The following is a 23,449-nucleotide window of genomic DNA, read 5'->3' on the forward strand; positions in this document are numbered from 1 at the left end:
GTGAGTGGACAACAGACCGGGAGTGAGTGGGCAACGACCGGGAGTGAGTGGGCAACGCGAACCGCCCGGCACGTCGCACGGGCCGGGGGTATCCAGCGTACGACTCCGTGCTGATCGGCGCGGCCCGGTCGGGCCGGGTCCCGGGCCCGGGGCTCCCCGCGCCCTCCCGCACAATGTCCCGAAACCGCCGTCCGAAAATATTTTCCCCACGGGTGTAAACCGGCCGCGCTCCCCGGGCGTACTGCCATCAAGAGCACCGCACGCGCACCAGGAGACCACTTGACCGACGAGGAGTTCGAGGCGTTCTACGCGCACTCCGTGAGACCGCTGGTCGGACAGGTCTATCTGATGACGGGAGACCTCCACGAGGCGCAGGACGTGGTCCAGGAGGCCTTCGTCCGCGCGTGGACGCGCCGCGCGCGGCTGGATCGGGACGCCGGGCCCGAGGCGTGGGTCAGGACCGTCGCCCGGCGGCTCGCCGTCAGCCGGTGGCGGCGGCGCGGGCGGGCCGCGGAGGCGTGGCGGCGCCACCACGGGGAGCGTGCGGGCACCGCGCCCGCCCCGGATCCGGGGACCGTCGCGCTGGTCGCCGCGCTGCGGCAGCTGTCCGAGCGGCAGCGGTGGGTGGCCGTTCTGCACTACGTGTGCGACCTGACCGTGCAGCAGGTCGCCGCGGAGACCGGGATCGCGGCCGGGACCGTGAAGTCCCACCTGTCCCGTGCCAGGGCGGCGCTCGCGCCGCATCTCGACGACGCGCCCACCCCGGACCTCGACCTCGGAGGAGCACCGTGACCGAGCCCACGCCCCCGGTGGGCGACAGCGACATCCTCGCCGCCGCGCTGAAACGGGCCGCCGCGTCGGGCGGGCGGGCCGCCGCGCCGCTCCCGGTCCAGCAGGTGTCCGCGCGCGGGGCCCGGCGCCGCCGGCGGACGTACGCGGCGGGGGCGGCGCTCGCCGTGTGCCTGGTCTCGGGCGGGGCCGCGCTCGCCGCGGCGCAGCTGGGCCGAGGGGGTGAACCGGTGGGCCCCGCGGTGCCGCCGAGCCCGACGAAGTCCGCGTCCCTGCCGGAGTCGTCCCTCGCCGACCGGTCGCCGTCGCCCGACCCGGGCTCGTCCTCGCCGACGCGGACGCCCACGCGCACGCCGACGCGGCTGCCGTCGACGGTGACGCCGTCGACGTCGCTGCCGCCCGGCGACTCGGCGACGGCGACTCCCTCGGGGGACTGAGTATCTTCGAGCGCGCCACCGCCGCCGCACGGGCCCCGCCCCGGACCCCACTCCTCAATCGCCGGAGAAGGCTGACATCTGCACCCGCCTCCCACACGCCCGAGGAACCGGCACACCCCCGCGCGCCGCCCGCGCCCCCCTGACCGGAACGCCCCGCCACCCCCCACACGTCTCAGCAACCACACCCCGCCCCGCTCTCCACCAGAAAGCCACCCCATGCCCGGTCCCGAAACCGATCTCCCCGTCCAGGAGCGTGCCGACGAGCTCATACCCGGGCGGGACCGGAGCGTCTCCGTTCCCGTCGCCGACGGGAGGAGACGGCTCTGGGACCGCACCCCGCACCTGCTCGCCGCCGGGCTCTTCGTCGCGTACGCCGTCGTGTCCGTGTGCCGGTACCGGCGGCTCGAAAGCCTCTCCTGGGACCTCGGGATCTTCGAGCAGGCCGTGCGCTCGTACGCGCACCTCAGCGTGCCGGTGGCCGACCTCAAGGGGCCCGGCGCCAACATCCTCGGCGACCACTTCAGTCCCGTCACCGCCCTCCTCGCCCCTGCCTACCGGCTCTTCCCCTCGCCCCTGACGCTGCTCGTCGCGCAGGCGCTGCTGATCGCCGTCTCCGTCGTGCCCGTCACCCGGGCGGCGACCCGGATCCTGGGGCGCGCGTCGGGGCTCGCGATCGGGGTCGCGTACGGGCTGTCGTGGGGGATCCAGCGCGCCGTCGACTTCGACTTCCACGAGATCTGCTTCGCGGTGCCGCTGATCGCCTTCTCCCTCGAAGCGCTGCTGCGGCAGCGGTGGCGGGCCTCGCTGCTCTGGGCGCTGCCGCTGGTCCTCGTCAAGGAGGACCTGGGGGTGACCCTCGCGGCCCTCGCCGTGGTCGTGGCGATCCGGTCCCGTCGTACGGACCCGAAGGCCCTGCCCTACGCCCTCGGCGTCGCCGCGTTCGGCGCGGTCGCCACTCTGGTCACGCTCACGCTGGTCATTCCGGCCTTCAACTCGGTCGGCGGGTACGACTACTGGGACAAGGTCGGGGACGGGGGCGGCGCCGCCGGGGTCCTCGACGGGTTCGGTACGAAGCTGCGTACCCTCGCCTGGCTGCTGATCCCCACCTCCGGGCTCCTCGCGCTGCGCTCGCCGCTGCTCCTGGTCGCGCTGCCGACGCTCGGCTGGCGGTTCCTCTCCGCCGACGACCACTACTGGGGCACGGACTGGCACTACAGCGCCGTCCTGATGCCGGTGGTCCTGCTCGCCCTCGTCGACGCCGTCGCCACCGCGCGCCGCAGCGCGAGGCCGTGGCTGCGCCGGTACGCGGACCTCCTTCCCGCGTGCGTCGCCGCGGCCGCGCTCGCCCTCACCACGTCCCTGCCGCTCGCGGGCCTCACCGAGGGGGCGACGTACCGGAAGAGCGAGCAGGTCGTCGCCATCGAGAAGATGCTCGACCGGATCCCGGACGGCGCCACCGTCGAGGCGAACATCGGGCCGATCACCCGGCTGACCTCCCGCACCCGCGTCTTCTGGACCGGCGCGGCCGACCCCGTCGTGCCCCGGTACGTCGCCCTCGACGTCCGCTCCGGCTGGACGAAGGACCCGGTCGCGTACGCCAACGGCCTGCATCCGGGCACCCGTTACGTGGCCGAGGACACCGCGTACGGCTACGTGCTGCTGCGCCGGGAATGACGGCGGCCGGCCCCGGCGGGCGCGCATGGTGTGCGCGCCCGCCGGGGCCGGCTCCCCCGTTCCCCCGATTCCCCCGTCGTGGTGGCTATTCGGTGGCGATGGCGTTGAGTACGTTCATCCGGCCGGCCCGGAACGCCGGGACCAGCGCGGCGAACAGGCCCACGAAGGCCGACCCGATGAAGACCGCGATGATCGTCGGCCACGGGATCTCCAGGACCTTCAGGCCTTCCAGCGCCAGGAGCTTCTGGGCCGTCGCTCCCCAGCCCATGCCGAGGCCGAGGCCGAGCAGGGCGCCGAAGAGGGCGATGACCACGGACTCCATGCGGATCATGCGGCGCAGCTGGCGGCGCGAGAGGCCGATGGCCCGCATGAGGCCGATCTCGCGGGTGCGCTCCACCACCGAGAGGGCCAGGGTGTTCACGACACCGAGGACCGCGACGATGATCGCGAGGCCGAGCAGGCCGTAGACCATGTTCAGGAGCTGGCCGACCTGGTCCTTCAGGGTCTGCTTGAAGTCGGTCTGGTCCATCACCTTGTACTGCGGGTAGGCGTCCAGGGACTTCTTCAGGGAGGCGTAGGCGGCCTCCTCCTGGCCCTTGGTGGCCGAGGCGAACATCATGTCGTTCTGCGGGATCCGGTCCGCGGGGACGTACTTCTCCATCGTGGTGATGTTGAGGTACATCGCGCCCTTGTCGACGGACGTGTCGTCGGAGGTGATGGCCGCGAGCCTCAGCTCCGCCGTCCTGCCGTGCTCGAAGGCGATCTTCAGCTCGTCGCCGACCTTCAGGCCGTGCTTCTTGGCGAAGTCGTCGCCGACCGACATGGCGTTCTTGCCGTAGGCGGCGGACAGCTTGCCCGCGGTGGTCTCGCGCCGCAGGTCCGTGGCGTAGGAGGGATCGGCGGCGCTCAGGCCGACGCCGTCCACGGTCTTGCCGGAGGGCGTGGTCATGTCCGCGTTGATCTGCTTGTAACGGGTGACGTGGGCGATGTGGTCGGCCTTGCCGAGGGACTGCGCGGCCTTCTCCGTGATGGAGATGCCGGGCTGTGTGGGCTGGACGATGAAGTCCGCGCCGACCGACTTGTCGAGTTCGTCGGTGGCCGATGCGACCATCGAGGAGCCGACGACGGAGAGGCAGGCGACCAGCGCGAGGCCGATCATCAGGGCGGCGCCGGTGGCGCCGGTGCGGCGCGGGTTGCGCAGCGCGTTGCGCTCGGCCATCCGGCCGACCGGGCCGAACATCCGCAGCAGGACCGCGCTGATGACGCGGACCACACCGGAGGCGAGCACGGGGCCGATGACGACGAAGCCGATGAGGCTGAGGACGACTCCGCCGCCGAGGAGGAGCGAGCCGTCCTTGGCCTTGTCGGCCTGCGACGCGGCCCAGAGGGCGCAGCCACCCGCGCCGGTGAGGACGAGTCCGATGACGGCGCGCAGCGCGCCCGCCCTGCCGTCGGCCGGGGTGCCCGCGTCCCGCAGTGCGGCCATCGGCGAGACCTTGCCGGCCCGTCGTGCGGGGAGGTAGGCGGCGAGGACGGTGACGACGATGCCGAGGGCCAGGCCGACCACGGGGGTCGTCCAGTCGACGGTGAGGTCGCCGGTGGAGAGTTCCATGCCCATGCCGGACATGAGCTTCATGAGGCCGACGGCGAGGCCGATGCCCGCGCCGACGCCGAGGACCGAGCCGAACACGCCGAGCAGCAGGGCCTCGACGAGGACGGAGCGGTTGACCTGCTTGCGGCTCGAGCCGATGGCGCGCATCAGGCCGATCTCGCGGGTGCGCTGGGCGACCAGCATCGAGAAGGTGTTGATGATGAGGAAGATGCCGACGAGGAAGGCGATCCCCGCGAAGCCGAGCATCGCGTACTTCATGACGTCGAGGAAGCTGCCGACGGACTCGCGGTTGTCGTCCGCGGTCTCCTTCTGCGTCTTGATGTCGTACGACGAGGTCTTGCCGTCGAAGGCCGCGGCGACGTTCTTCTTCAGCTCGGTGTCGCTGACGCCCGCGGTGGCGGTGAGGTTGACGTGCGTGAACCGGCCGGTGGTGCCGAGGAGTTGGCGCTGTGCGGTCGCGGTGTCGAAGTAGACGATCGCGGCGCCGGGGTTGGTCACCTTGAAGGTGGCGATGCCGGAGACCTTCGCGGTGAGGTCGCCGGTGGCGGCGACGGTGCGCAGTTCGTCGCCGAGTTTCAGGTCGTGCTTGTCGGCGGTGTCGGCGTCGATCATCACCTCGGTGGGGCCGCGCGGGGCGTGGCCGGAGGTGATGTCCATGGAACGCAGGTCGTTGTGCGTCCAGTTGCCCGCGATGGTCGGGCCGCCGTTGGTGGGGCCCATGTTCTTGTTCTTCGCGTTGACGACGGTCACGCTCTGGCTGCTGACCGCGCCCTCGGCCGCCCGCACGCCCTTGGCCCGCTTCGCCTGCTGGACGACGGAGGCGGGCATCGACTCGGGCTTGCCGCTGCGCGGGGTGTCGCCCGCGTCCTCGGCGGACTTGGGGGTGACGGTGACGTCGGCGGAGGTCGCCGCGAAGAGCTTGTCGAAGGTGGTGCTCATGGTGTCGGAGAAGACGAGCGTGCCGCACACGAACGCCACCGACAGGATCACCGCCACGGCGGAGAGCGCCATGCGGCCCTTGTGCGCGAAGAAGTTGCGCATCGAGGTCTTGAGGACGGTCATGACGTACGTCCCCGGGCGTCGAAGGACTTCATACGGTCGAGGACCTGGTCGGCGGTGGGGTGGTGCATCTCGTCGACGATCCGGCCGTCGGCGAGGTACAGGACGCGGTCCGCGTACGAGGCGGCGACCGGGTCGTGCGTCACCATCACGATGGTCTGGCCGAGGTCGGTCACCGAGCGGCGCAGGAAGCCGAGCACCTCGGCGCCGGCGCGGGAGTCGAGGTTTCCGGTCGGCTCGTCACCGAAGATGATCTCGGGCCGTGAGGCGAGCGCGCGGGCCACGGCGACGCGCTGCTGCTGGCCGCCGGAGAGCTCGGTCGGGCGGTGCTTGAGGCGCCCCGCCAGGCCCACGGTCTCCACGACCTGGTCGAGCCAGGCACGGTCGGGCTTGCGGCCCGCGATGTCCATGGGGAGCGTGATGTTCTCGATGGCGTTCAGGGTGGGGAGCAGGTTGAACGCCTGGAAGATGAAGCCGATCCGGTCCCGGCGCAGCCGCGTCAGCTTCTTGTCCTTGAGGCCGGTGATCTCGGTCTCGTCGAGGTAGATCTGCCCGCTGCTGACCGTGTCGAGGCCGGCGAGGCAGTGCATCAGGGTGGACTTGCCGGAGCCCGACGGGCCCATGATGGCGGTGAACTGACCGCGGGCGATGTCGACGTCGATGTGGTCGAGCGCGACGACGCGGGTCTCCCCGGAGCCGTACGCCTTCACGACCTGGCGCGCCCGTGCCGCCACGGCCGTACGCCCTCCAGTGCCCCCGTGCCTGGGTGCCGTTATAGCCGTTGTCACGGTAAGTCTCCTATGTCGGTCCTGCGACGAGCCGGGTGGATACACGGCGCGCTCTCGCGCTGTCAGTCTGGTGTCACGACGGGTCCCGGCGCGCTGGTGCTCAGCGCAGTCTTTTCCGGGGGAAAACCCCACCCCCGCCGGTGTGGTTCACCACTCCGGCGGGGCGGGTTGTCACGAGCCGGCCCCGTGCCCGGCCCGTAAAGCAAATCTAAGGACCGCCGCGGCCCGCCTCATCCTCCGGCGGGACGAACGCTCCCCGGTCCGTTGTACGGAGGTACCCCTAGGGGATCTCCACCCGCCGGTGGAGACCTTCTCGGGGTTGCCTCCACCCGGCCGTCCACCCTGCCCCCGGGCTCCCCCGGGTGAGAAGGTGGCCCGCAGCAACCGGATGCAGGGGGAAGGAAGTTCTGTGGGCACCCAGGACGCGATACGCGGCAGGGGTGCGGTCGTCGCCGCGCTCATGCTCGCCATGGCGCTGGCCGCCGTCGACTCCACCATCGTGTCGACCGCCGTCCCGCAGATCGTGGGCGCGCTCGGCGGCTTCTCGATCTTCTCCTGGCTCTTCTCCGGCTACCTCCTCGCGGCCACCGTCACCCTGCCCGTCTACGGCAAGCTCTCCGACACCTTCGGCCGCAAGCCCGTCCTCATCGCGGGCTGCGTGCTGTTCCTCCTCGGCTCCGGACTCTGCGCCCTCGCCTGGAACATGGAGTCGCTGATCGCCTTCCGCGTCGTCCAGGGGCTCGGCGGCGGCGCCGTCCAGGGCACCGTGCAGACCCTCGCCGCCGACCTCTACCCGCTCAAGGAACGCCCCAAGATCCAGGCCAAGTTGTCGACCGTGTGGGCCACCTCGGCCGTCGCCGGGCCCGCGCTCGGCGGGGCCATCACCTCGTACGCGGACTGGCGCTGGATCTTCCTGATCAACCTGCCCATAGGGGCGCTCGCGCTCTGGCTGATCGTGCGCCACCTGCACGAACCCGAGCGCGAGGCGGTCCCGCGCGGCCGCGTCGACTGGCCCGGCGCGCTCGCCGTCTTCGCCTGCGGCGGCACCCTCCTGACCGCGCTCGTGCAGGGCGGGGTCGCCTGGGACTGGGTGTCGGCGCCGTCCTTCGCGCTGTTCGGCGCCGGGCTCGCGCTCATCGGCGTCGTCGTCCTCGTCGAGCGCAGGGCGGCAGAGCCGATCATCCCCGGCTGGGTCTGGCGGCGGCGCACCATCGCCGCGGTGAACCTCGCCCTCGGCGCGCTCGGCCTCCTGATGGTGGCGCCCACCGTCTTCCTGCCCACGTACGCGCAGTCCGTCCTCGGACTCGCCCCGGTCGCCGCCGGGTTCGTACTGTCCGTGATGACGCTGAGCTGGCCGGTCTCGGCCGCCCTCAGCCAGCACGTGTACCGCAGGATCGGTTTCCGCAACACCGCGATCACCGGCATCTCCGGGGCCGCGCTCATCCTCTTCACGTTCCCGCTCCTGCCCTACCCCGGCACGGCGTGGCAGCCCGCGCTGCTCATGCTGCTGCTCGGCGCGGCCCTCGGGCTCTTCCAGCTGCCGCTCATCGTCGGCGTCCAGTCCAGCGTCGGCTGGGCCGAGCGCGGCACGGCGACCGCGTCCGTGCTGTTCTGCCGGCAGATCGGCCAGACGCTGGGCGCCGCCCTGTTCGGGGCGGTCGCCAACGGAGTGCTCGCCGCACGGCTCGACGGGGCCGGCTCGCTCGACTCGGTGGCGCGCGTCCTGGACGACCCGGATTCCGTGGCCGACCCCGAGCCGCTGCGGCGCGCGGTCGACGCGGCCGTCGACTCGGTGTACCTCGGCGCGGGGTGTGCCGCCGTCGCCGCCCTGGCCGTCCTGCTCTTCCTGGCGCCCCGCCGCTTCCCCGTCCTCGACGAGAGGCAACCGGGCCCGCGGAAGGACCAGTTGTCACCCACACAACAGAGCGACTGACCGGTTCCACGAAAACCCCGCGCACCGGCCCTACTTACGAGTAACGTCTCGGCTCCTCTCGCTCCCTGCGGTCCGCACCACCGGACCGGAAGCCGCGCAAGGAGAACCGGGATGACCCACCCTCCGTACGACGCGCATGACGCGTACGACGCGTACGACGCCCCCTTCCCGCACGAGCCGTACACCCCGCACGCCCCGTACACCCCGTACGAGCAACAGCCCCACCTCACCTACCCCTGGCAGCCACCGCCGCCCCAAGCGCCCCCGGCCCCCCGACTCCCCCGCCACCCCGCTCCCGGCCGCCACAGCGACCTGCGCAAGCTGCGCGGCGCCTACCGGACCCAGCGCCGGGTCGCCACCCTCACCGCGCTCGGCCACTTCACGCTCTTCCTCGTCCTGTCCGCCCTCGCGCCGTCCTTCATGACCGGCACCGTCTCCGGCGGCCTGACCACGGGGCTGCTCCTCGGCCTCTGCCAGCTCCCCGTGACCTGCCTCGCCCTCGTCCTGTTCGAGCGCACGGCACGCCGCCGCCTCGACCCGCTCTCCGAACGCCTGCGCAGACAGCGCGCGTCGACCGCCGCGCCCGACGGGGAGGCCCCGTGAGTCACGAAGCGCAGACCATGTCCCTGGTCGCCTTCACCGTCGTGGCCACCCTCACCCTGCTGTTGTGCGTCATGACCGGGCCCGACCGGGACGAACTCGACGAGTTCTACACCGGGTACGGCGCTCTCTCACCGCTGCGCAACGGCCTCGCCATCGCGGGCGACTACATCTCGGCGGCCACCGTCCTCGGCACCGGGGGCGTGATCGCCCTGGTCGGGTACGACGGCGTGGTCCTCGCCCTGAGCACGGCGCTCTCCCTGACGCTCCTGATGTTCCTGCTGGCCGAACCCCTGCGCAACGCGGGCCTGTTCACCATGGGCGACGTCGTGGCGCGCCGCATGCCGGGCCGCGCCGTCCGGATCGCCGCGTGCGCGGCCACCATCGCCGCCCTGCTCCCGCTGATGCTGGTCCAGCTGGCGGGCGCGGGCGACCTGCTGGCCTTCGTCCTCGGTTTCTCCGACGACGGCCTGAAGACCGGCTGCGTCGTCGCGCTCGGCGCCCTGATGATCAGCTACGCGGCCATCGGCGGCATGAAGGGCACCGCCCTCATCCAGATCCTGAAGATCGTGATGCTGCTCGGCTCCGGCGCGGTGGTCGCCGTCCTGATACTGCGCCGCTTCGACTGGAACCCGGGCGCCCTGCTCGCCGCCGCACGGGACGGCAGCGGCGCGGGACCGGCGTACCTCCGCTCCGGGCTCCAGTTCGCGGACAGCCCCCACCCGCGCCTCGACATGATCAGTTCGGAGCTGACCGTGGTCCTCGGCGGCGCGGCACTCCCGCACGTCACGATGCGGATGTACACGGCCCGCAGCGCCCGCGAGATACGGCGCTCCATGTCCTGGGCGGTCTCGTCGGTCGCCCTCTTCGTCCTCGTCATCACCGTCGTGGGGTTCGGCGCGACGGCGCTGCTCGGCCGCGCGGCGATCGCGGCGGACGACCCGCAGGGCAACACCGCCTACCTCCTCGGCTCCCGCGCGGCGTTCGGCGCGCACAGCTCGGCCGCCGAGACCCTGATCTTCACGACGGTCACCACGGCACTGTTCCTGACGCTGCTCGCCTCGGTCGCCGGCATGATCCTCGCCTGCGCCAACTCCCTGGCCCACGACGTCTTCGCGCAGGGCCGCCGCGCCCCTTCGCCGCGCCGCGAGCTGACGCTGGCCCGCGCCTCCGCACTGGCCACAGGAGTGCCCGCGATCGCCCTCGCGGTCCTGGTCGAGGACCACAATCTGCAGCCCCTGGCCACCCTCTCGTTCTGTCTGGGCGCGTCCGCCCTGGCGCCCGCCCTGGTCTACAGCCTCTTCTGGCGCCGCTACACACGGACGGGCCTGCTCTGGACGCTGCTCGGCGGCACGCTCGGCTCGCTGATCCTGATGACCGGCACGAACCTGGTCTCCGGGAGCCCCGGCGCCGCGTTCCCGCACCACGACTTCACCTGGTTCCCGTTCACGACGACGGGCATCGCCTCGATCCCGCTGGGCTTCCTCCTCGGGTGGCTCGGCACCCGCTTCTCCGGGCGCGCGGAGGCGGAGGAGCACCGCAGGCGGTACGAGGTGGTGGAGGGCCGGATCCTGACGGGGCCGGCACGGCGGGGGAAGTGAGCATTTGATGAGGGAAAGTCAGACATTCCAGGAAGTCGGGGTGTTACCGTACTCGCTGGTAACCATTTCTGGCGGGTACCCGTCAGAAATACAGCCTCGGGGGGTCACATCGTCATGGGCGTAGTGCCCCCATGACCTAGGAACGCATGCACCACAGAACCACCACCAGGCTCGTCACGACGGTGGCCGCCCTCTCCCTCTCGTTCACGTCGGCCGTCGCGGCGGGCAGCCCGGCGGCCGCCGCCGAGAAGGAGCCCGCGAGCCTCCTGGAGATCGCCGAGCGCGTCTCCCACTACGCGCACTGCGACGATCTCGGACTCGTCGAAAAGGCCGGCTGCCTGAAGGAATTCAGCCGCAAGGCCCTGATCGCGGGCGTCGGCACCGCCCTGTTCCTCTACGGCACACAGTCGATCATGAAGGACCACGGCGCCCGCTTCAAGACGCTCGACACGGAGCTGAACGAGCTGGGCAAGCTGAAGCTCGCCGAGCTCAAGGACCCCTCGTCGACGTCCGACCCGAAGGAGCAGGAGAAGATCCTGACCCAGGCGGTCAAGACCGCCAAGGCCGCCCAGCCGCACCTGGTCAACCTCGCGAAGAACGTCGCCAAGGCCGACGAGATGATGGGCACGACGAGCGACTCGCTCTACGCCCTCAGCATCCTCACCGTCGTCGTCGGCGACTACGGCTACCCTCCGTCCCGCAAGGTCGAGCCCATCAAGGACAAGGACCTGCCCGACTGGGGCAAGGAGCTCAGGGAGCTCAACGCGGCGTTCGACCAGATGAACAAGGGCTTCGCCCAGATGAACCGCGGCCTCAAGACGATGAACGACGGCGTGGACGAGGTCAACAAGGGCCTCGCCAAGGCCAACAAGGGGATCTCCAAGGCCAACAAGGGCATGAAGGAGATGAACGACGGCATCGCCCAGGCCAACCGCGGCATGAAGACCGCGAACAAGCACGTCCCCGGCATCAAGAAGGGCGCCGAGCGGCTCAGCGAACTCCCCGACATCGACTTCGACTTCTCCCGCGTCGGCGACTCCTGGGGCTCCGGCTCCTCCGGCCTCGACGAAGCCACGCAGCAGCGCCGCATGTCCCTCTTCCTCGACCTGGTGCCGGGCATCGGCGACGGCAAGGGCATCGTCGAGGCGCTGACCGGCAAGGACCTGGCCACCGGCAAGGAACTCAGCGGGGCGGAGCGGGCGGCAGGCTCCCTCGCCGTCCTGCGCTGGCTCAAGGTCGGCGCCAAGGTGGGTGCGAAGGCCCTGACCGCCGACGACGTCCGCAAGGCCCGCAAGGGCGGGTCGACCGCCGTCTCGTGCGCGAGCAACAGCTTCCTGCCCGGCACGCCGGTGCTCATGGCCGACGGTTCCGCCGTCCCCATCGAGCAGGTGCGGGAGGGCGACCAGGTCCTGGCCACCGAGCCGGGCACCGGCACGACCCAGGGGCAGCCCGTCACGGACCTCATCGTCGGTGACGGCGAGAAGAACCTCGTCAAGGTCGCCGTGGACGTCGACGGCGACAGCGGCGACCGCACGGCCTCGCTCACCGCGACCGATCTGCACCCCTTCTGGACCGGCGGCGACCTGGACCAGTGGACCAACGCGGCGGACCTCGCACCCGGGATGACGCTGCGGACCGACTCGGGCGCACCCGCCCGCGTCGACACGGTCACCTCCTGGACCGCACCGGCCCAGGAGGTCCGCAACCTCACCGTGGCCGGCGCGCACACGTACTACGTGCTGGCGGGCGACACCCCGGTCCTCGTGCACAACGCCGCCCCGTGCAAGATCATCACGTCGGCGATCGGCAAGGACTCGCAGCTGTCGAAGGCGGCCCAGCAGGCGGGCAAGAACCAGGCCGTCCAGCGCGACCTCGACGGTCTCTTCGAGCAGCTCTCCCGTGGAAACATGAACCCCGGGCTCGGCAGCAAGGCGCTGGCGGGCACCGACGTCACGTACGCCCGCGGCCGGAACGGCGGACGCCTGTTCTTCCGGAACGTGGAGGGCGGCATCGAGATCGTCGGCAAGTCCGACAAGGGCAACGAGCCCAAGGTGATTGCGAGGCTGAAGCAGCTCTATGGAAAGTGACCTCTACCACATCGTCACGGACGACCGGTTCACCGCCCTCTTCCTGCTGGGAGCGGACGACCGCGCCGAGGACGTCGAGAACGCCGACGCGGAACTCCGGCTGCCCGACGGCACGCGGTGGAGCGCCACCTTCATGACGCTCCGCGAGATCGCGGCCGTCATGGACCGCTGGAAGCAGACGGGCGAAGCGGCGGGCGGCGCGTTCTTCCATTGCCCGGACCTGGTCGTGGTCCCGACGGGCGGGGTCGACGCGATGATGACGGCGTTCCGCGCGATCGTGGACGAGGGCGGGCCCGCGGGGATCCTGCCCGAACTGGAGGCCTAGGCAAGCCGCTGCCTCACTCCCCCCGCTCGCTCACCGGGCGAGCGGGGGGGAAGCCTTTCCTACGGCGTCTCCTCGGCCGGCGCCCGGCCCGTCAATGACGCCAGGCTGCTGCGTACGTGGTCCATGTGGGCCCGTACCTCGTCCCAGCGCTCGCCGTGTTCGCGCAGGATCCGTTCCGTCTCGCGGGTCACCCGCTCCTCGCAGAGGACCGCCTCCGCGACGATCTCCGCGCCCCGCGCCTCCGCGTCCTCCTGCCCGTGCCGCGCCGACTCCTCCGCCTGCGCGAAGGCCCGCTTGGCCTCGGAGAGCCTCGCCTCCGCGGCGGCCACCCGCTCCGCGTCCCGCGCGTCCGACGCCGCCTCGCGCTCGGCCGCCTCGCGCTCGGCCGCCTCCCACCGCTCGCCCTGCTCCTTCTCCTGCTCGGCGAGCAGCCCCTCGCACCGCTGCCGCATCTCGCGCAGCGCCGCGAGCGCCTCGCCCCGCCACGCCTTCACGTCCTGCCGGGCGGAGATCCTGATCTCGTCGGCCGTCGCCCGGTCCGCCTGGAGCCGCCGCGCGGCCCGCTCCTCCGCGTCGGCGCCGATCCGCTCGGCGTAGGCGCGCGCGGCCTCCCGTACCTCCCGCGCCCCCGCCTCCGCGTCCTCCGTGACCGCCTGTGCCTCGGCCGCCGCGCTCTCCCGTACCGCGGCGGCCTCCGTCTCCGCGAGGGCCAGGATCTGCCGGGCCCGCTCGCCGAGCGTCTCGTACGTCTGGGGCGCGAGCCGCGACACCACGTCCCGCAGGTGCTCCGCCTCCGCCTCCATGTCCTTGGCGAGGACGGTGAGGCGGGCCGCGCGCTCCCACGCCCCGTCCCGCTCCTGGGAGAGGCCCGCGGCGTACGCCTCGACCTGCTCGGGACGGTAGCCGCGCCCCCGCACGGTGACGAAGCCGTAGGGCGACGACGATGCACCGCTGCTGCTCATCCTTGGATCCCCTCTCCGACGTACCGCACGCGTACAGCGCGATTGGCGCACATCTTGATGGATCAAGCGGAAGCGCTCATAACGCGACACTCCGCCCACTCCACCCGGTCAAGGATGCGTCAATTGGCGGCGGAAGTCGGAATCGGGGCGCCATTCCCGCCGCTCGCGCCCCGAATGGGCGAGGCGCCCGCCCCGTCCCCGGGCCGGGCGCCTCGATGTCACCTACAGGTCGCGCACTACAGCAGCCCGTCCCACATCTGCTCGAGCAGCACGGACCACCAGCTCTCCGGCGACGCGAGCGCCGCCGGGTCGAGCGCGGCCAGCTGGTTCTGGAAGTCGACGGTCCAACGGCCCGCCTGCTCCTGGTTGAGCCCGAACCGCAGCCGCCACATCCGGCCGAGCAGCGCCATGCAGCGGGCGAACTCGGGCAGGCCCGTGTTCACGAACTGCGGCGGTACGGGGGCGCCGCCGGGGCCTGCCTCCACCGGCACCGCCACGATGTTCGCCGTGCCGTACTGCACGCACAGCGCGCGCCCGAAGTCGCTGCCCATCACCAGGTACGACCCCGCGTCGGACGCCGGCTGCACCCCCCGCTCCTGCGCCAGCTCCGCCAGCGTCGGCACGGGGCGGCCCGGCTGCGCCTGCGCCCAGAAGAACGGCCCGAAGTCGACGGGCAGGCCCGCCACGACGAGGGTGTGCGCCACGATGTCCGGCACGCCCTGCCGCGACACGGCCCGCTGGTCGAAGCGGAAGACGCCGGGTCCGAAGGCCGCGGCCAGTTCCTGCGCGACGCCCTCCGGCGGGATCGGCGGCACGGGCGGCATCTGCTGCAGCGGGGCACGCACGGGGCCGGGCCGTGCGGGGCCGTCCGCGACCTGGTGCAGCTCGCCCTGGTGGGCGAGGAGCTGCTGCATGCCCTGCTGGCGGGACGCGTGGTCCCTGCCGTACGGCGCGATCGACGTGATCCGCGCCTGCGGCCAGGTCTCCCGGATCATCCGCGCGCAGTACGCGCCGGGCAGCTCGCAGGACTCCAGCTCGGTGTGGAGCTCGAGCACCTGCTGCGGCGGCACGTTCATGCCGCGCAGCTCGTGCAGGATCTGCCACTCCGGGTGCGGCGTACCGGGCGCCGAACGCCGGATGAGCTGCTGCTCGGAGCCGTCGGCGGCGCGGTAGCGCAGCACGGCCTGGTAGCCGGGGCCGACGGTGGGCTGGCCGGTGGGCGGCTGGGGGTAGCCGTACGGCTGACCGCCGGGGGCGCCGGGACCGCCGGGCATGCCGGGAGGTACGCCGGGTCCGGGTGCGTGGTGGCCCGGGGCGGGGGGCGACGGCATGCCGGGTGCGCCGGGACCACCGACCGCGGGCCCGGCCAGCATGGTCGCGGCGTGGTGGACGCCGCCGCCGGGGGGCGGGGTGCCGGGGGCGCCGGGAGCTCCCGGGGCACCGGGCGGACCGGGAGGCTGCGGGGCGCCGGGGGCACCGGGCGGGCCGGGCGGGCCGGGCGGGCCCGGAGGCTGGGGCGCGCCGGGGGCACCCGGGGCGCCGGGCGGCTTCAGGCCACCGCCCATGCTCGGGTCGGCGAGCATCGTCGCCGCGTGGTGCACACCACCCGGAGGCGTACCGGGAGCGCCGGGCGGACCGGGAGGCTGGGGGGCGCCGGGGGCACCGGGAGGGCCGGGAGGCTGGGGCGCGCCCGGGGGCGTACCCGGAGCGCCGGGAGCTCCTGGCGCACCGGGTGCACCCGGCGGCTTCGGGCCGCCACCCATGCTCGGGTCGGCGAGCATCGTCGCCGCGTGGTGCACACCACCCGGAGGCGTACCCGGAGCCGCGGGCGGCTTCGGTCCGTCCGGGCCCAGCGAGGAGACGAGCTGCGTCGGTACGTAGCCACCGGCAGGCGTGCCGGGAGCGCCGGGCCCGGAGGGCGGCGGCGTGCTCGTGCCCGCCTTGCGGGTGGCGGCATCCGCGATGTCCCCGGCCGCGGGCGCGGCGGGCGGCTTCGGATACCCGTACGCGGAGGCGTCGGGAGCACCCGGCGACGGAGGAGTGGACGTCGGCGAACCAGCAGGGGCCGGATACCCGTACGCGGAGGCGTCAGGAGCACCCGGCGACGGAGGAGTGGACGTCGGCGAACCAGCGGGAGCCGGATACCCGTACGCGGAGGCGTCAGGAGCACCCGGCGACGGAGGAGTGGACGTCGGCGAACCAACGGGGGGCTGCGGCGCGGCGGCGCCCGGGGCACCGGACGGCGGCGGCAGGGGCGCCGGCGAACCAGCAGGGGCCGGATACCCGTACGCGGAGGCGTCGGGAGCACCCGGCGACGGAGGAGTGGACGTCGGCGAACCAGCGGGGGGCTGCGGCGCGGGGGCGCCCGGGGCACCGGACGGCGGCGGCAGGGGCGCCGGCGAACCGACGGGCGGCTGCGGCGCGTTCGGCGGCGGCCCGGCGGGTGTGGCCGGAGCCTCGTACGGCGCGGGGCCGCCCGGCGCCGGGTTGTTCAGCGCGGGCGCGATCGCCGTCGCAGGCAGCTGGCTGCCCCCGTGCATGAGCGCCGTCTTGGCCTCCGGCGTGGCGGCCGGCGGCGGCGTCTCGTCGTCGTCCAGGCCGGTCAGCGGCGGCGCGAACACGGTGGCGGGCAGCGGCACCGAATGGTCCTCGCCCGCATCGGCGTTGGTGTCCGTACCGGCCCACGGGGTCGCGTCCGCCGGCACGCCCGCCGACGTCGCGGGCAGACTGTCGTCGAACTCGGCCACGGATTCGGGCATGCGCTCCGGCACGGCGTCCTCGACCGACCCCTCGGCCGCGGGCCACGGCGTACCGCCCCCGGGCGCGGTGGGCGCGGCAGCCGCGTAAGGCGAAGCAGGCGCACCCGGAGCCTCGGGCCCGGAAGGCACCTCGGGAGCCGCGGATGCCCCAGGCGCTACGGGCGCCTCAGGCGCGGAAGGAGCGGAAGGCGCGGAAGGCGCGGAAGGAGCAACCGGAGCCTCGGGCCCGGCGGGCGGGAAAGACGCGGGCGCGGCGGGCGCGAAAGGCGACGGAGTCTCGGACGCGGCAGGAGCGCCCGGAGCAGCCGGAGCCTCGGGCGCGGCGGGCGCACCAGGCGCAGCCTCGGACCCCGCGGACGCGAAGGGCTCAACGGGCACGCCAGACGCAGCCTCGGACCCCGCGGGCGCGAAGGGCGCAGCAGGCGCCTCGGGAGCCGCAGGCTCTCCGGGTGCTCCGGCACCTCCGGGTGCTCCGGGCCCCCCGGCGCCTCCGGGTGCCCCGGACCCCGCGGCACCCGCACGCTCCTCGCGGTCCGAACTCCGCGTCTCCGCCCGCCGGTCCGGGATGCCCAGCTTGTCCGCCGCCTCCTGGAGCCACTCCGGAGGAGTCAGCAGGAACGACGTCTGATTGAGGTCGACCCGCTCGGGCGGGGCAGGAACCGCGTCCTGCGGTGCCAGGTCCGGCAGCCCGTACTCCTCCTCGTACCGGCGGATCACCTCACCCACCGCGAGGCTCGGCCAGAGCGTCGCCTCGCCGCTGTCCCGCGCGATGACGAGCCGCTGCCCGCCGCCGTCGGACACCGGACCGTTCTCCCGGTCCTCGGCCCACACCACGAACCCGAGGTCGAACTCCCGGACCCGCACCTCACGGTGCTGGTAGCCCGGCACGTCGCCGTTGATCCATTCCTCGGCGCGCTCCTGCGCCTGTGCGAAGGTCACCATCGTTACGTCACTCCCCACCCGAGGACACGGAGACGGCGTGCGCGAAGCCGCCGTCCACCATCAGGTTCGCCACGGTCTCCAGCTCCGGCGGATTGCCCGCGAGCCGGGACAGGAACGCGTCGAAGTCGTCGCCGCACGGCAGCAGCAGCTGCCGCACCCGCTCGGCAGGAGGCCACCCGGCCGCCTCCGAGACGTCGCGCGCGTCGTCGTACGCGCAGAACCACACCGAGCCGATCCGGTCGCCCTTCACCTTCACGGCGAGCAGACCGCCCTGCACGAAAGCGACACCCAGGTAGTCCTTGGTGAGGTGGTCGCGCAGGCACTTGTTCACGTACACCAGGTCGTTGACCGCGGCCTCGTCCCGCACCGTGAAGAACGGCTGGTCCACGAGGAGTCCCAGTTCGGCGTCGAGCGCGGCGCCGACCGGCGCGCAGCCGCCCGCGGCCTTCAGGAACGAGCGGTAGGCGCCCGGCAGCCGGTAGCCGAGGTCCTCCTCGACGCTCTGCACCTGCTGTTCCGTCACCGCGACCGCGGCCTTCGGCAGACCGAAGTGGGCGGGCCGCGTCTCCTGCAGCGGACGCGTCCCCCTCTTGTTCTGGTCCACGGCCGTCGTCGCGATGCCGCCGTGGTGCCGCAGCAGCGCCTTCACCTCGACGGGGACCAGTTCGAGGCGACGGCTGTTCGGCACGTGGTGCCAGGTCCAGCCGTGCGGGGTCGCCACCGCGGGAATCGTGTCCCACAGGTCGTGGTCCGCCGCCGCCATCGCCGCGTTCGCCGACACGTAGTCCGTCAGGCGCAGTTCGTCGACGCCGAAGCCCTCCGGGGGCTCGGCGATCTCGGCGGCCGCGCGGGCGTACGCCGAGAAGTCCGGGTAACCGTGCTCGTCCACCCGCACGCCTCTGGGATGGCGGGCGGCACGGACCGGGTCCGGGAAGTGCACGACCTGCCCGGCGTAGGCCGCGTTCGGCGGCGCTGACTGCTGCCCCAGCCGACCTGTCGTCATGGCGGTTGCCCCCTGCGGCACTGTGGAAGGTTCTGGTTCTGTCTGTGCGGTTTCTGGTCCCGCTGCTGCGGATTCCGGTCCCACTGCTGCGGATTCCGGTCCCGCTTCAGCGGTTTCCGGTCCCGCGATGTCGACACAGCCTATGCGCAAGCACGGCACCGGTCACCGGGCCTCCGGTTCCATGACCACCAGCCACCGGACGGTCACGGTGTGACGAATCCCGGCGGAAAGCCAGGCGTGTCGCGGTGCCCCAGCTTCCGCACCACCCGCCCCATTTGGCAGGCTGTCCCCGCGACGCGGGGGCGTTGTACACGCGGTGACGGCCGCGAGCAGGGGGAGGGAAGAGCACGATGCAGACGGCACAGAGCAGCATGTCCGGCCAGACACTGGCGACGACGGCGGGCGCAACGACCGGCGACGGCACGGCCCCGGGCACCGTCCCGACGGCCGCGCAGGCGGCGCAGGCCGCCGGAGACCCACGCGTCGGCTGGAGCGCGACCGCCGCCAACGCTCCCATCCTGCGCCAGCGCCGCGACGGCATCCTGCCCACCGTCGCCGCCGCCCTCTCCGTACGCGGCCAGACCACCCTCACCTGCACCGCGGGCCGCGGCGAGGAACCCCCCGCCCTGCACCCGCTCGTCCAGGACTTCCTCGACGCCCTCACCAGCGGGCAGCGCGAGCGCTTCACCGGCCGCTGCGCCGAGGCCATCCTCATCTCCCGCCACCTCACGGCGGCCGACGCGAGCCGCTCCAAGCGCGCCTCGCGCAAGCCCATGACCAACGGCGAGGCCCGCAAGGCGCTCAAACACGCCAAACTCACCACCCGCCGCATCCGTGAGGACGGCGACCCCCTGCACGGGCACTTCGCCCAGCCCTGCCGTTCCTGTACCGCGCTCACCGCCCACTTCGGTGTCCGCGTCGTCGACCCCACGGCCACCGAAGCCTGAGAGCCCGCCCGGCCGACCGTTCCCACCACCCGAACGAGGGTTACCACCCCATGCACCCCGACCACCCCGCCACCGCCGCCGCACCCGGCACCGGCGGCAGCACCCGCTTCCCCGTCCCCGTCGACGCCGCCCTGCGCGCCGCCGGCTGGCGCCCGGGCCACTGGGACATAAAGCAGGCCGAGATCTGGGCCGACGCCCTGCGCCGCCACACCTCGCCCGCCGGGCACCGGCACACCGTCTTCCCCGCGGCCGTCGAGGCATGGGCCGAGTTCGGCGGCCTGCACATCACCCCGCAGGGCCCCGGCCGCCAGATAGCGCCCGCCACCGTGCACCTCGACCCGATGTACGGCCTCCACCTCGCCCGCACCTTCGGCGACCTGGGCCGCGCCCTCGGCACCGAGGTCTGCCCCATCGGTGAGGAGCCGGACACCCAGGCGCTGCTCGCCATCGACACCGAGGGCCGCGTCTACAGCCTCGACCACAGCGGCGACTGGTTCCTCGGCGCCCACATCGACCAGGCCCTGGCGACCCTCATCACCGGCGCCCAGCCCACCCGTCTGTCGGCGAGTTCGGGGATATAGCTCGGGAATCTCGGGGGATACGGCTCGGCGATACAGCTCGGGGATACAGGACAACCCGCCCCGGTCACCCGACCCTGCTACAGGCGACCCTGCTGTACGGCGACCCTGCTACACGGCCGCCGGAAGCACCGCCGACACCCGGAAGCCGCCCCCGTCCGTCGGACCCGAGACGAACACCCCGCCCAGGCCCATGACACGCTCCCGCATGCCGACGAGGCCGTTGCCGCCGCTCGGCAGCCGGGCGTCGGACGAGGCGTCGGCGTCCGGCGGGGGTTCGTTCTCCACCTGCATCGCGATCTCCGCGCTGCGGTACGCGAGCCGCACGTGGGTCTTGGCGCCCGCCGCGTGCTTGTGGACGTTGGTCAGCGCCTCCTGCACCACCCGGTACGCCGTCTGCTCCACCTCGGCGGAGCAGTCACGCGCCTCGCCCTCCACGGACAGGTCCACCGCCATGCCCGCGGCCCGCGACTGGCCCACGAGCTCGTCGAGCTCCGCGAGGCACGGGCCGTCCTCGTCGACCGCGCGGGACGCCGCGGCTGCGGCCGCGAAGGCCACGGCGGCCAGCGGCGGCTCGGCGGGCCTCTCCGCCTTCGCCTTCGTGCCGTCGCCCGTACGCAGCACCCCGAGCATCTCGCGGAGCTCGGTCAGCGCCTGACGTCCCATGTCGCCGACGAGCGCGGCGTTCTTGACCGCCTTCTCCGGGTCCTTGCGCGCCACCGCCTGGAGGGCCGCGGCGTGCACCACCATCAGGCTCACCCGGTGCGCCACCACGTCGTGCATCTCGCGGGCGATCCGCGTCCGCTCCTCGTTCCGCGCCCACTCCGCGCGCTCCTCGGCGCGCTCCGCGAGGAGTTGGAGCTCCCGCTCCAGGCTGTCCGCGCGTTCCCGCATGCCCTCGACGAGGCGGCGGCGCGCTCCCACGTACAGCCCGAGGAGGACGGGGGGCGCGGTCACGCCGATCGCGGCGGTCACCGCGAAGAAGGGGATGAACTCGCTGCCGATCGAGGGGCTGCCCTCGGCCATGTCCTGGTTGGCCCGCACCAGCGCGACGATGAGGGTGCCCGCCATCGACATGCCGGCCAGGGCGCCGATGATGCGGCGCGGCAGCTCCGAGGCGGCGAGCGTGTACAGGCCGACGACGGTCAGCAGGACGCCCATCTGGGCGGGCGTGATGGCGATCGATATCAGGACGACCGCGATCGGCCAGCGCCGCCGGATCAGCAGCGCGGCCCCCGCGAGCGCGCCGAAGCCGACCCCCACCGGGACGGGCAGTCCCGCGTCCCGCGCGAAGGCCACTCCCTCCGCCCCGCACTCCGCCGCGGACAGCACAGCGAGCCCCGCGTCCAACGCGGCACCGCGCCACCGCTCCCACCACCACGGCCCGGTCATGGCCGTGGTGCGGTCGTCCCCCGTCGTGGTCATGTCTTCCAGCGTACGGGCGTTCCGCCCCGGTTTTCCGGTGAGTTTCCGGCTCGGTGATCCAGCACACGCCCTGTTCGACCGGAAGCGAAACCTTCCGATATCCCTCGAACTGCTGAACCCCTCATGATTTCGGACCGGACGTCCACATTCCGCGACCGGACGCCGATCTCCACCGTCGCGTCGAAGGGGGTCGGTACGGCATAGTGTTGCGTGCCGACTCGGCAACCTGACGGAATGTCCGGTTCGGTCGGTTTTGATCCCCCATGGTGTAATCAGGCAGCACTGCGGTTTTTGGTACCGTCTGTTCAGGTTCGAATCCTGATGGGGGAGCTGCACTCTTTCTCCGGGTCCTGACCGCCGAGGTCGGGACCCGCCCTCATTTCCACCGCACAACGCCCCGGTATCCTGCGGATGTCCTCCCAGAGGAACCCCAACCCATCCGAAGCCGAAGGGCATCCCCCGTGAGCGCAACCCGCCCGGCAGCCGTCGTCGTCCTCGCAGCGGGTGAGGGCACCCGTATGAAGTCGGACCGGCCCAAGGTCCTGCACGACATCTGTGGACGTTCCCTCATCGGACACGTGCTCCACGCCGCCTCCGCGCTCTCGCCCGAGCAGCTCGTCACCGTCGTCGGTTTCCAGAGCGACCAGGTCCGCGAGCACCTGGGGGTCATCGCCCCGCAGGTCCGCACCGCCTACCAGGCCGAGCAGAACGGCACGGGGCACGCCGTCCGCATCGGCCTCGAGGAGCTCGGCGGCACGGTCGACGGGACCGTCGTGGTGGTCTGCGGCGACACTCCCCTGCTGACCGGCGCGACGCTCCAGAAGCTCGCCGCCGTGCACAGCGGCGACGGCAACGCCGTGACCGTGCTGACCGCCGAGGTGCCGGACGCGACCGGCTACGGCCGCATCGTGCGCGACGGTGCCGACGGCTCCGTCACGGCGATCGTCGAGCACAAGGACGCCACCGAGGCGCAGCACGAGATCCGCGAGATCAACTCCGGGGTCTTCGCCTTCGACGGCCGGCTCCTCTCCGAGGCCCTCGGCAAGGTCCGCACGGACAACAGCCAGGGCGAGGAGTACCTGACCGACGTACTCGGCATCCTGCGCGAGGCCGGGCACCGCGTCGGCGCCGCCGTGGCGGACGACCACGAGGAGATCGCGGGCATCAACAACCGCGTCCAACTGGCACAGGCCCGGCGCACGTTGAACGACCGGCTGCTGACCGGCGCGATGCTGGCCGGCGTGACGGTCGTGGACCCGGCGTCGACGTGGGTGGACGCGACGGTGACGTTCGAGCGCGACGCGGTCATCCAGCCGGGCACGCAGCTGCACGGTGCCACGCACCTCGGCAAGGGCTGCGAGGTCGGCCCGAACACCCGCCTCAAGGACACCTCGGTGGGCGCGGGGGCACGCGTCGACAACAGCGTCGCGGACACCGCGGAGATCGGGGAGCAGGCGCTCGTCGGCCCGTTCGCGTACCTGCGCCCCGGCACCCGGCTTGGAGTGCGTTCAAAGGCGGGTACGTATGTGGAGATGAAGAACGCGACGATCGGCGACGGCTCGAAGGTGCCGCACCTGTCGTACGTGGGCGACGCGACGATCGGCGAGCACTCCAACATCGGCGCCGCGAGCGTCTTCGTGAACTACGACGGCCAGGCCAAGCACCACACCACGGTGGGGTCCCACTGCCGGACCGGTTCGGACAACATGTTTGTGGCTCCTGTCACGGTCGGGGACGGTGCGTACACCGCCGCCGGGTCCGTGATCACGAAGGACGTGCCGGCGGGTTCGCTGGCCGTCGCGCGGGGCCAGCAGCGGAATATCGAGGGCTGGGTGGCCCGAAAGCGTCCGGGGAGCGCGGCCGCGAAGGCGGCCGAGGCGGCGTCCCGGGAGCCGGCCGGCGAAAGCTGACCGGAAACGGGTGCGCCG

Annotated in this window: 17 protein-coding genes and 1 tRNA gene; 12 read left to right on the forward strand and 6 right to left on the reverse strand. The window is 72.7% G+C overall.

From position 1 onward, the window contains the following. Nucleotides 1-279 precede the first annotated feature (279 nt). From AC07DO_RS18760 to AC07DO_RS18770, 3 genes are all read left to right on the forward strand, one after another. On the forward strand, nucleotides 280-792 hold the full coding sequence (locus tag AC07DO_RS18760) for a SigE family RNA polymerase sigma factor (protein WP_479060921.1): 513 nt from the start codon (nucleotides 280-282) through the stop codon (nucleotides 790-792). Next, a complete protein-coding gene (locus AC07DO_RS18765) occupies nucleotides 789-1,226 on the forward strand; it encodes a hypothetical protein (RefSeq protein WP_479060923.1) in 438 nt (145 codons plus the stop codon). Before AC07DO_RS18760 ends, AC07DO_RS18765 begins: the two co-directional genes overlap by 4 nt. Before the next feature lie 216 nt (nucleotides 1,227-1,442). After that, nucleotides 1,443-2,900: a DUF2079 domain-containing protein gene (locus AC07DO_RS18770; RefSeq protein ID WP_479060924.1), complete on the forward strand. Its 1,458-nt coding sequence runs from the start codon at nucleotides 1,443-1,445 to the stop codon at nucleotides 2,898-2,900. A gap of 85 nt (nucleotides 2,901-2,985) precedes the next feature. Here AC07DO_RS18770 and AC07DO_RS18775 read toward each other — a convergent pair whose 3' ends face one another. Both AC07DO_RS18775 and AC07DO_RS18780 read right to left on the reverse strand, forming a co-directional pair. Continuing rightward, the gene (locus AC07DO_RS18775) at nucleotides 2,986-5,574 is read right to left on the reverse strand and encodes an ABC transporter permease (RefSeq protein ID WP_479060925.1); all 2,589 of its coding nucleotides are present in this window, start codon (nucleotides 5,572-5,574) and stop codon (nucleotides 2,986-2,988) included. Beyond that, a complete protein-coding gene (locus AC07DO_RS18780; protein ID WP_479060926.1) occupies nucleotides 5,571-6,359 on the reverse strand; it encodes an ABC transporter ATP-binding protein in 789 nt (262 codons plus the stop codon). Before AC07DO_RS18780 ends, AC07DO_RS18775 begins: the two co-directional genes overlap by 4 nt. A gap of 388 nt (nucleotides 6,360-6,747) precedes the next feature. Here AC07DO_RS18780 and AC07DO_RS18785 point away from each other — a divergent pair, with 388 nt between their 5' ends. The 5 genes from AC07DO_RS18785 (at nucleotide 6,748) to AC07DO_RS18805 (ending at nucleotide 12,905) form a co-directional block, all read left to right on the forward strand. Then, complete coding sequence (locus tag AC07DO_RS18785; protein WP_479061589.1) at nucleotides 6,748-8,292, forward strand: MFS transporter; 1,545 nt, start codon at nucleotides 6,748-6,750, stop codon at nucleotides 8,290-8,292. A gap of 111 nt (nucleotides 8,293-8,403) precedes the next feature. Further along, nucleotides 8,404-8,895 (forward strand): DUF485 domain-containing protein, encoded by a 492-nt coding sequence (locus AC07DO_RS18790; RefSeq protein ID WP_479060928.1) that lies wholly within the window; start codon nucleotides 8,404-8,406, stop codon nucleotides 8,893-8,895. Between the two features lie 17 nt (nucleotides 8,896-8,912). Continuing rightward, nucleotides 8,913-10,493, forward strand: coding sequence for a sodium/solute symporter (locus AC07DO_RS18795; RefSeq protein WP_479061591.1), 1,581 nt, complete (start codon nucleotides 8,913-8,915; stop codon nucleotides 10,491-10,493). Nucleotides 10,494-10,639: 146 nt separating this feature from the next. After that, entirely contained in the window at nucleotides 10,640-12,580 is a 1,941-nt protein-coding gene (locus tag AC07DO_RS18800) for a pre-toxin TG domain-containing protein (RefSeq protein WP_479060930.1), read from the forward strand. Further along, nucleotides 12,570-12,905: a hypothetical protein gene (locus tag AC07DO_RS18805; protein ID WP_479060932.1), complete on the forward strand. Its 336-nt coding sequence runs from the start codon at nucleotides 12,570-12,572 to the stop codon at nucleotides 12,903-12,905. Before AC07DO_RS18800 ends, AC07DO_RS18805 begins: the two co-directional genes overlap by 11 nt. A 59-nt stretch (nucleotides 12,906-12,964) precedes the next feature. On the opposite strand, the gene AC07DO_RS18810 is transcribed toward AC07DO_RS18805, so the two are convergent. The 3 genes from AC07DO_RS18810 to AC07DO_RS18820 form a co-directional block, all read right to left on the reverse strand. Further along, the gene (locus tag AC07DO_RS18810; protein ID WP_479060934.1) at nucleotides 12,965-13,867 is read right to left on the reverse strand and encodes a cellulose-binding protein; all 903 of its coding nucleotides are present in this window, start codon (nucleotides 13,865-13,867) and stop codon (nucleotides 12,965-12,967) included. Between the two features lie 236 nt (nucleotides 13,868-14,103). Further along, nucleotides 14,104-17,568: an SUKH-4 family immunity protein gene (locus tag AC07DO_RS18815; protein WP_479060935.1), complete on the reverse strand. Its 3,465-nt coding sequence runs from the start codon at nucleotides 17,566-17,568 to the stop codon at nucleotides 14,104-14,106. Nucleotides 17,569-17,575: 7 nt separating this feature from the next. Then, on the reverse strand, nucleotides 17,576-18,571 hold the full coding sequence (locus AC07DO_RS18820) for an SMI1/KNR4 family protein (protein WP_479060937.1): 996 nt from the start codon (nucleotides 18,569-18,571) through the stop codon (nucleotides 17,576-17,578). Nucleotides 18,572-18,921: 350 nt separating this feature from the next. Here AC07DO_RS18820 and AC07DO_RS18825 point away from each other — a divergent pair, with 350 nt between their 5' ends. Both AC07DO_RS18825 and AC07DO_RS18830 read left to right on the forward strand, forming a co-directional pair. Continuing rightward, entirely contained in the window at nucleotides 18,922-19,518 is a 597-nt protein-coding gene (locus AC07DO_RS18825; RefSeq protein WP_479060939.1) for a YwqJ-related putative deaminase, read from the forward strand. Between the two features lie 50 nt (nucleotides 19,519-19,568). Next, the gene (locus AC07DO_RS18830; protein WP_479060940.1) at nucleotides 19,569-20,099 is read left to right on the forward strand and encodes an SUKH-3 domain-containing protein; all 531 of its coding nucleotides are present in this window, start codon (nucleotides 19,569-19,571) and stop codon (nucleotides 20,097-20,099) included. A gap of 108 nt (nucleotides 20,100-20,207) precedes the next feature. Here AC07DO_RS18830 and AC07DO_RS18835 read toward each other — a convergent pair whose 3' ends face one another. Beyond that, on the reverse strand, nucleotides 20,208-21,521 hold the full coding sequence (locus tag AC07DO_RS18835) for a sensor histidine kinase (RefSeq protein WP_479060941.1): 1,314 nt from the start codon (nucleotides 21,519-21,521) through the stop codon (nucleotides 20,208-20,210). Nucleotides 21,522-21,778: 257 nt separating this feature from the next. On the opposite strand from AC07DO_RS18835, the gene AC07DO_RS18840 reads away from it, so the two are divergent. Both AC07DO_RS18840 and glmU read left to right on the forward strand, forming a co-directional pair. Further along, a tRNA-Gln gene (locus AC07DO_RS18840) sits at nucleotides 21,779-21,851 on the forward strand. Between the two features lie 131 nt (nucleotides 21,852-21,982). Beyond that, nucleotides 21,983-23,431 (forward strand): bifunctional UDP-N-acetylglucosamine diphosphorylase/glucosamine-1-phosphate N-acetyltransferase GlmU, encoded by a 1,449-nt coding sequence (gene glmU / locus AC07DO_RS18845; RefSeq protein ID WP_479060942.1) that lies wholly within the window; start codon nucleotides 21,983-21,985, stop codon nucleotides 23,429-23,431. The last annotated feature ends 18 nt before the right edge of the window (nucleotides 23,432-23,449 follow it).

The sequence above is a fragment of the Streptomyces sp. NPDC045678 genome (genome assembly GCF_056432085.1).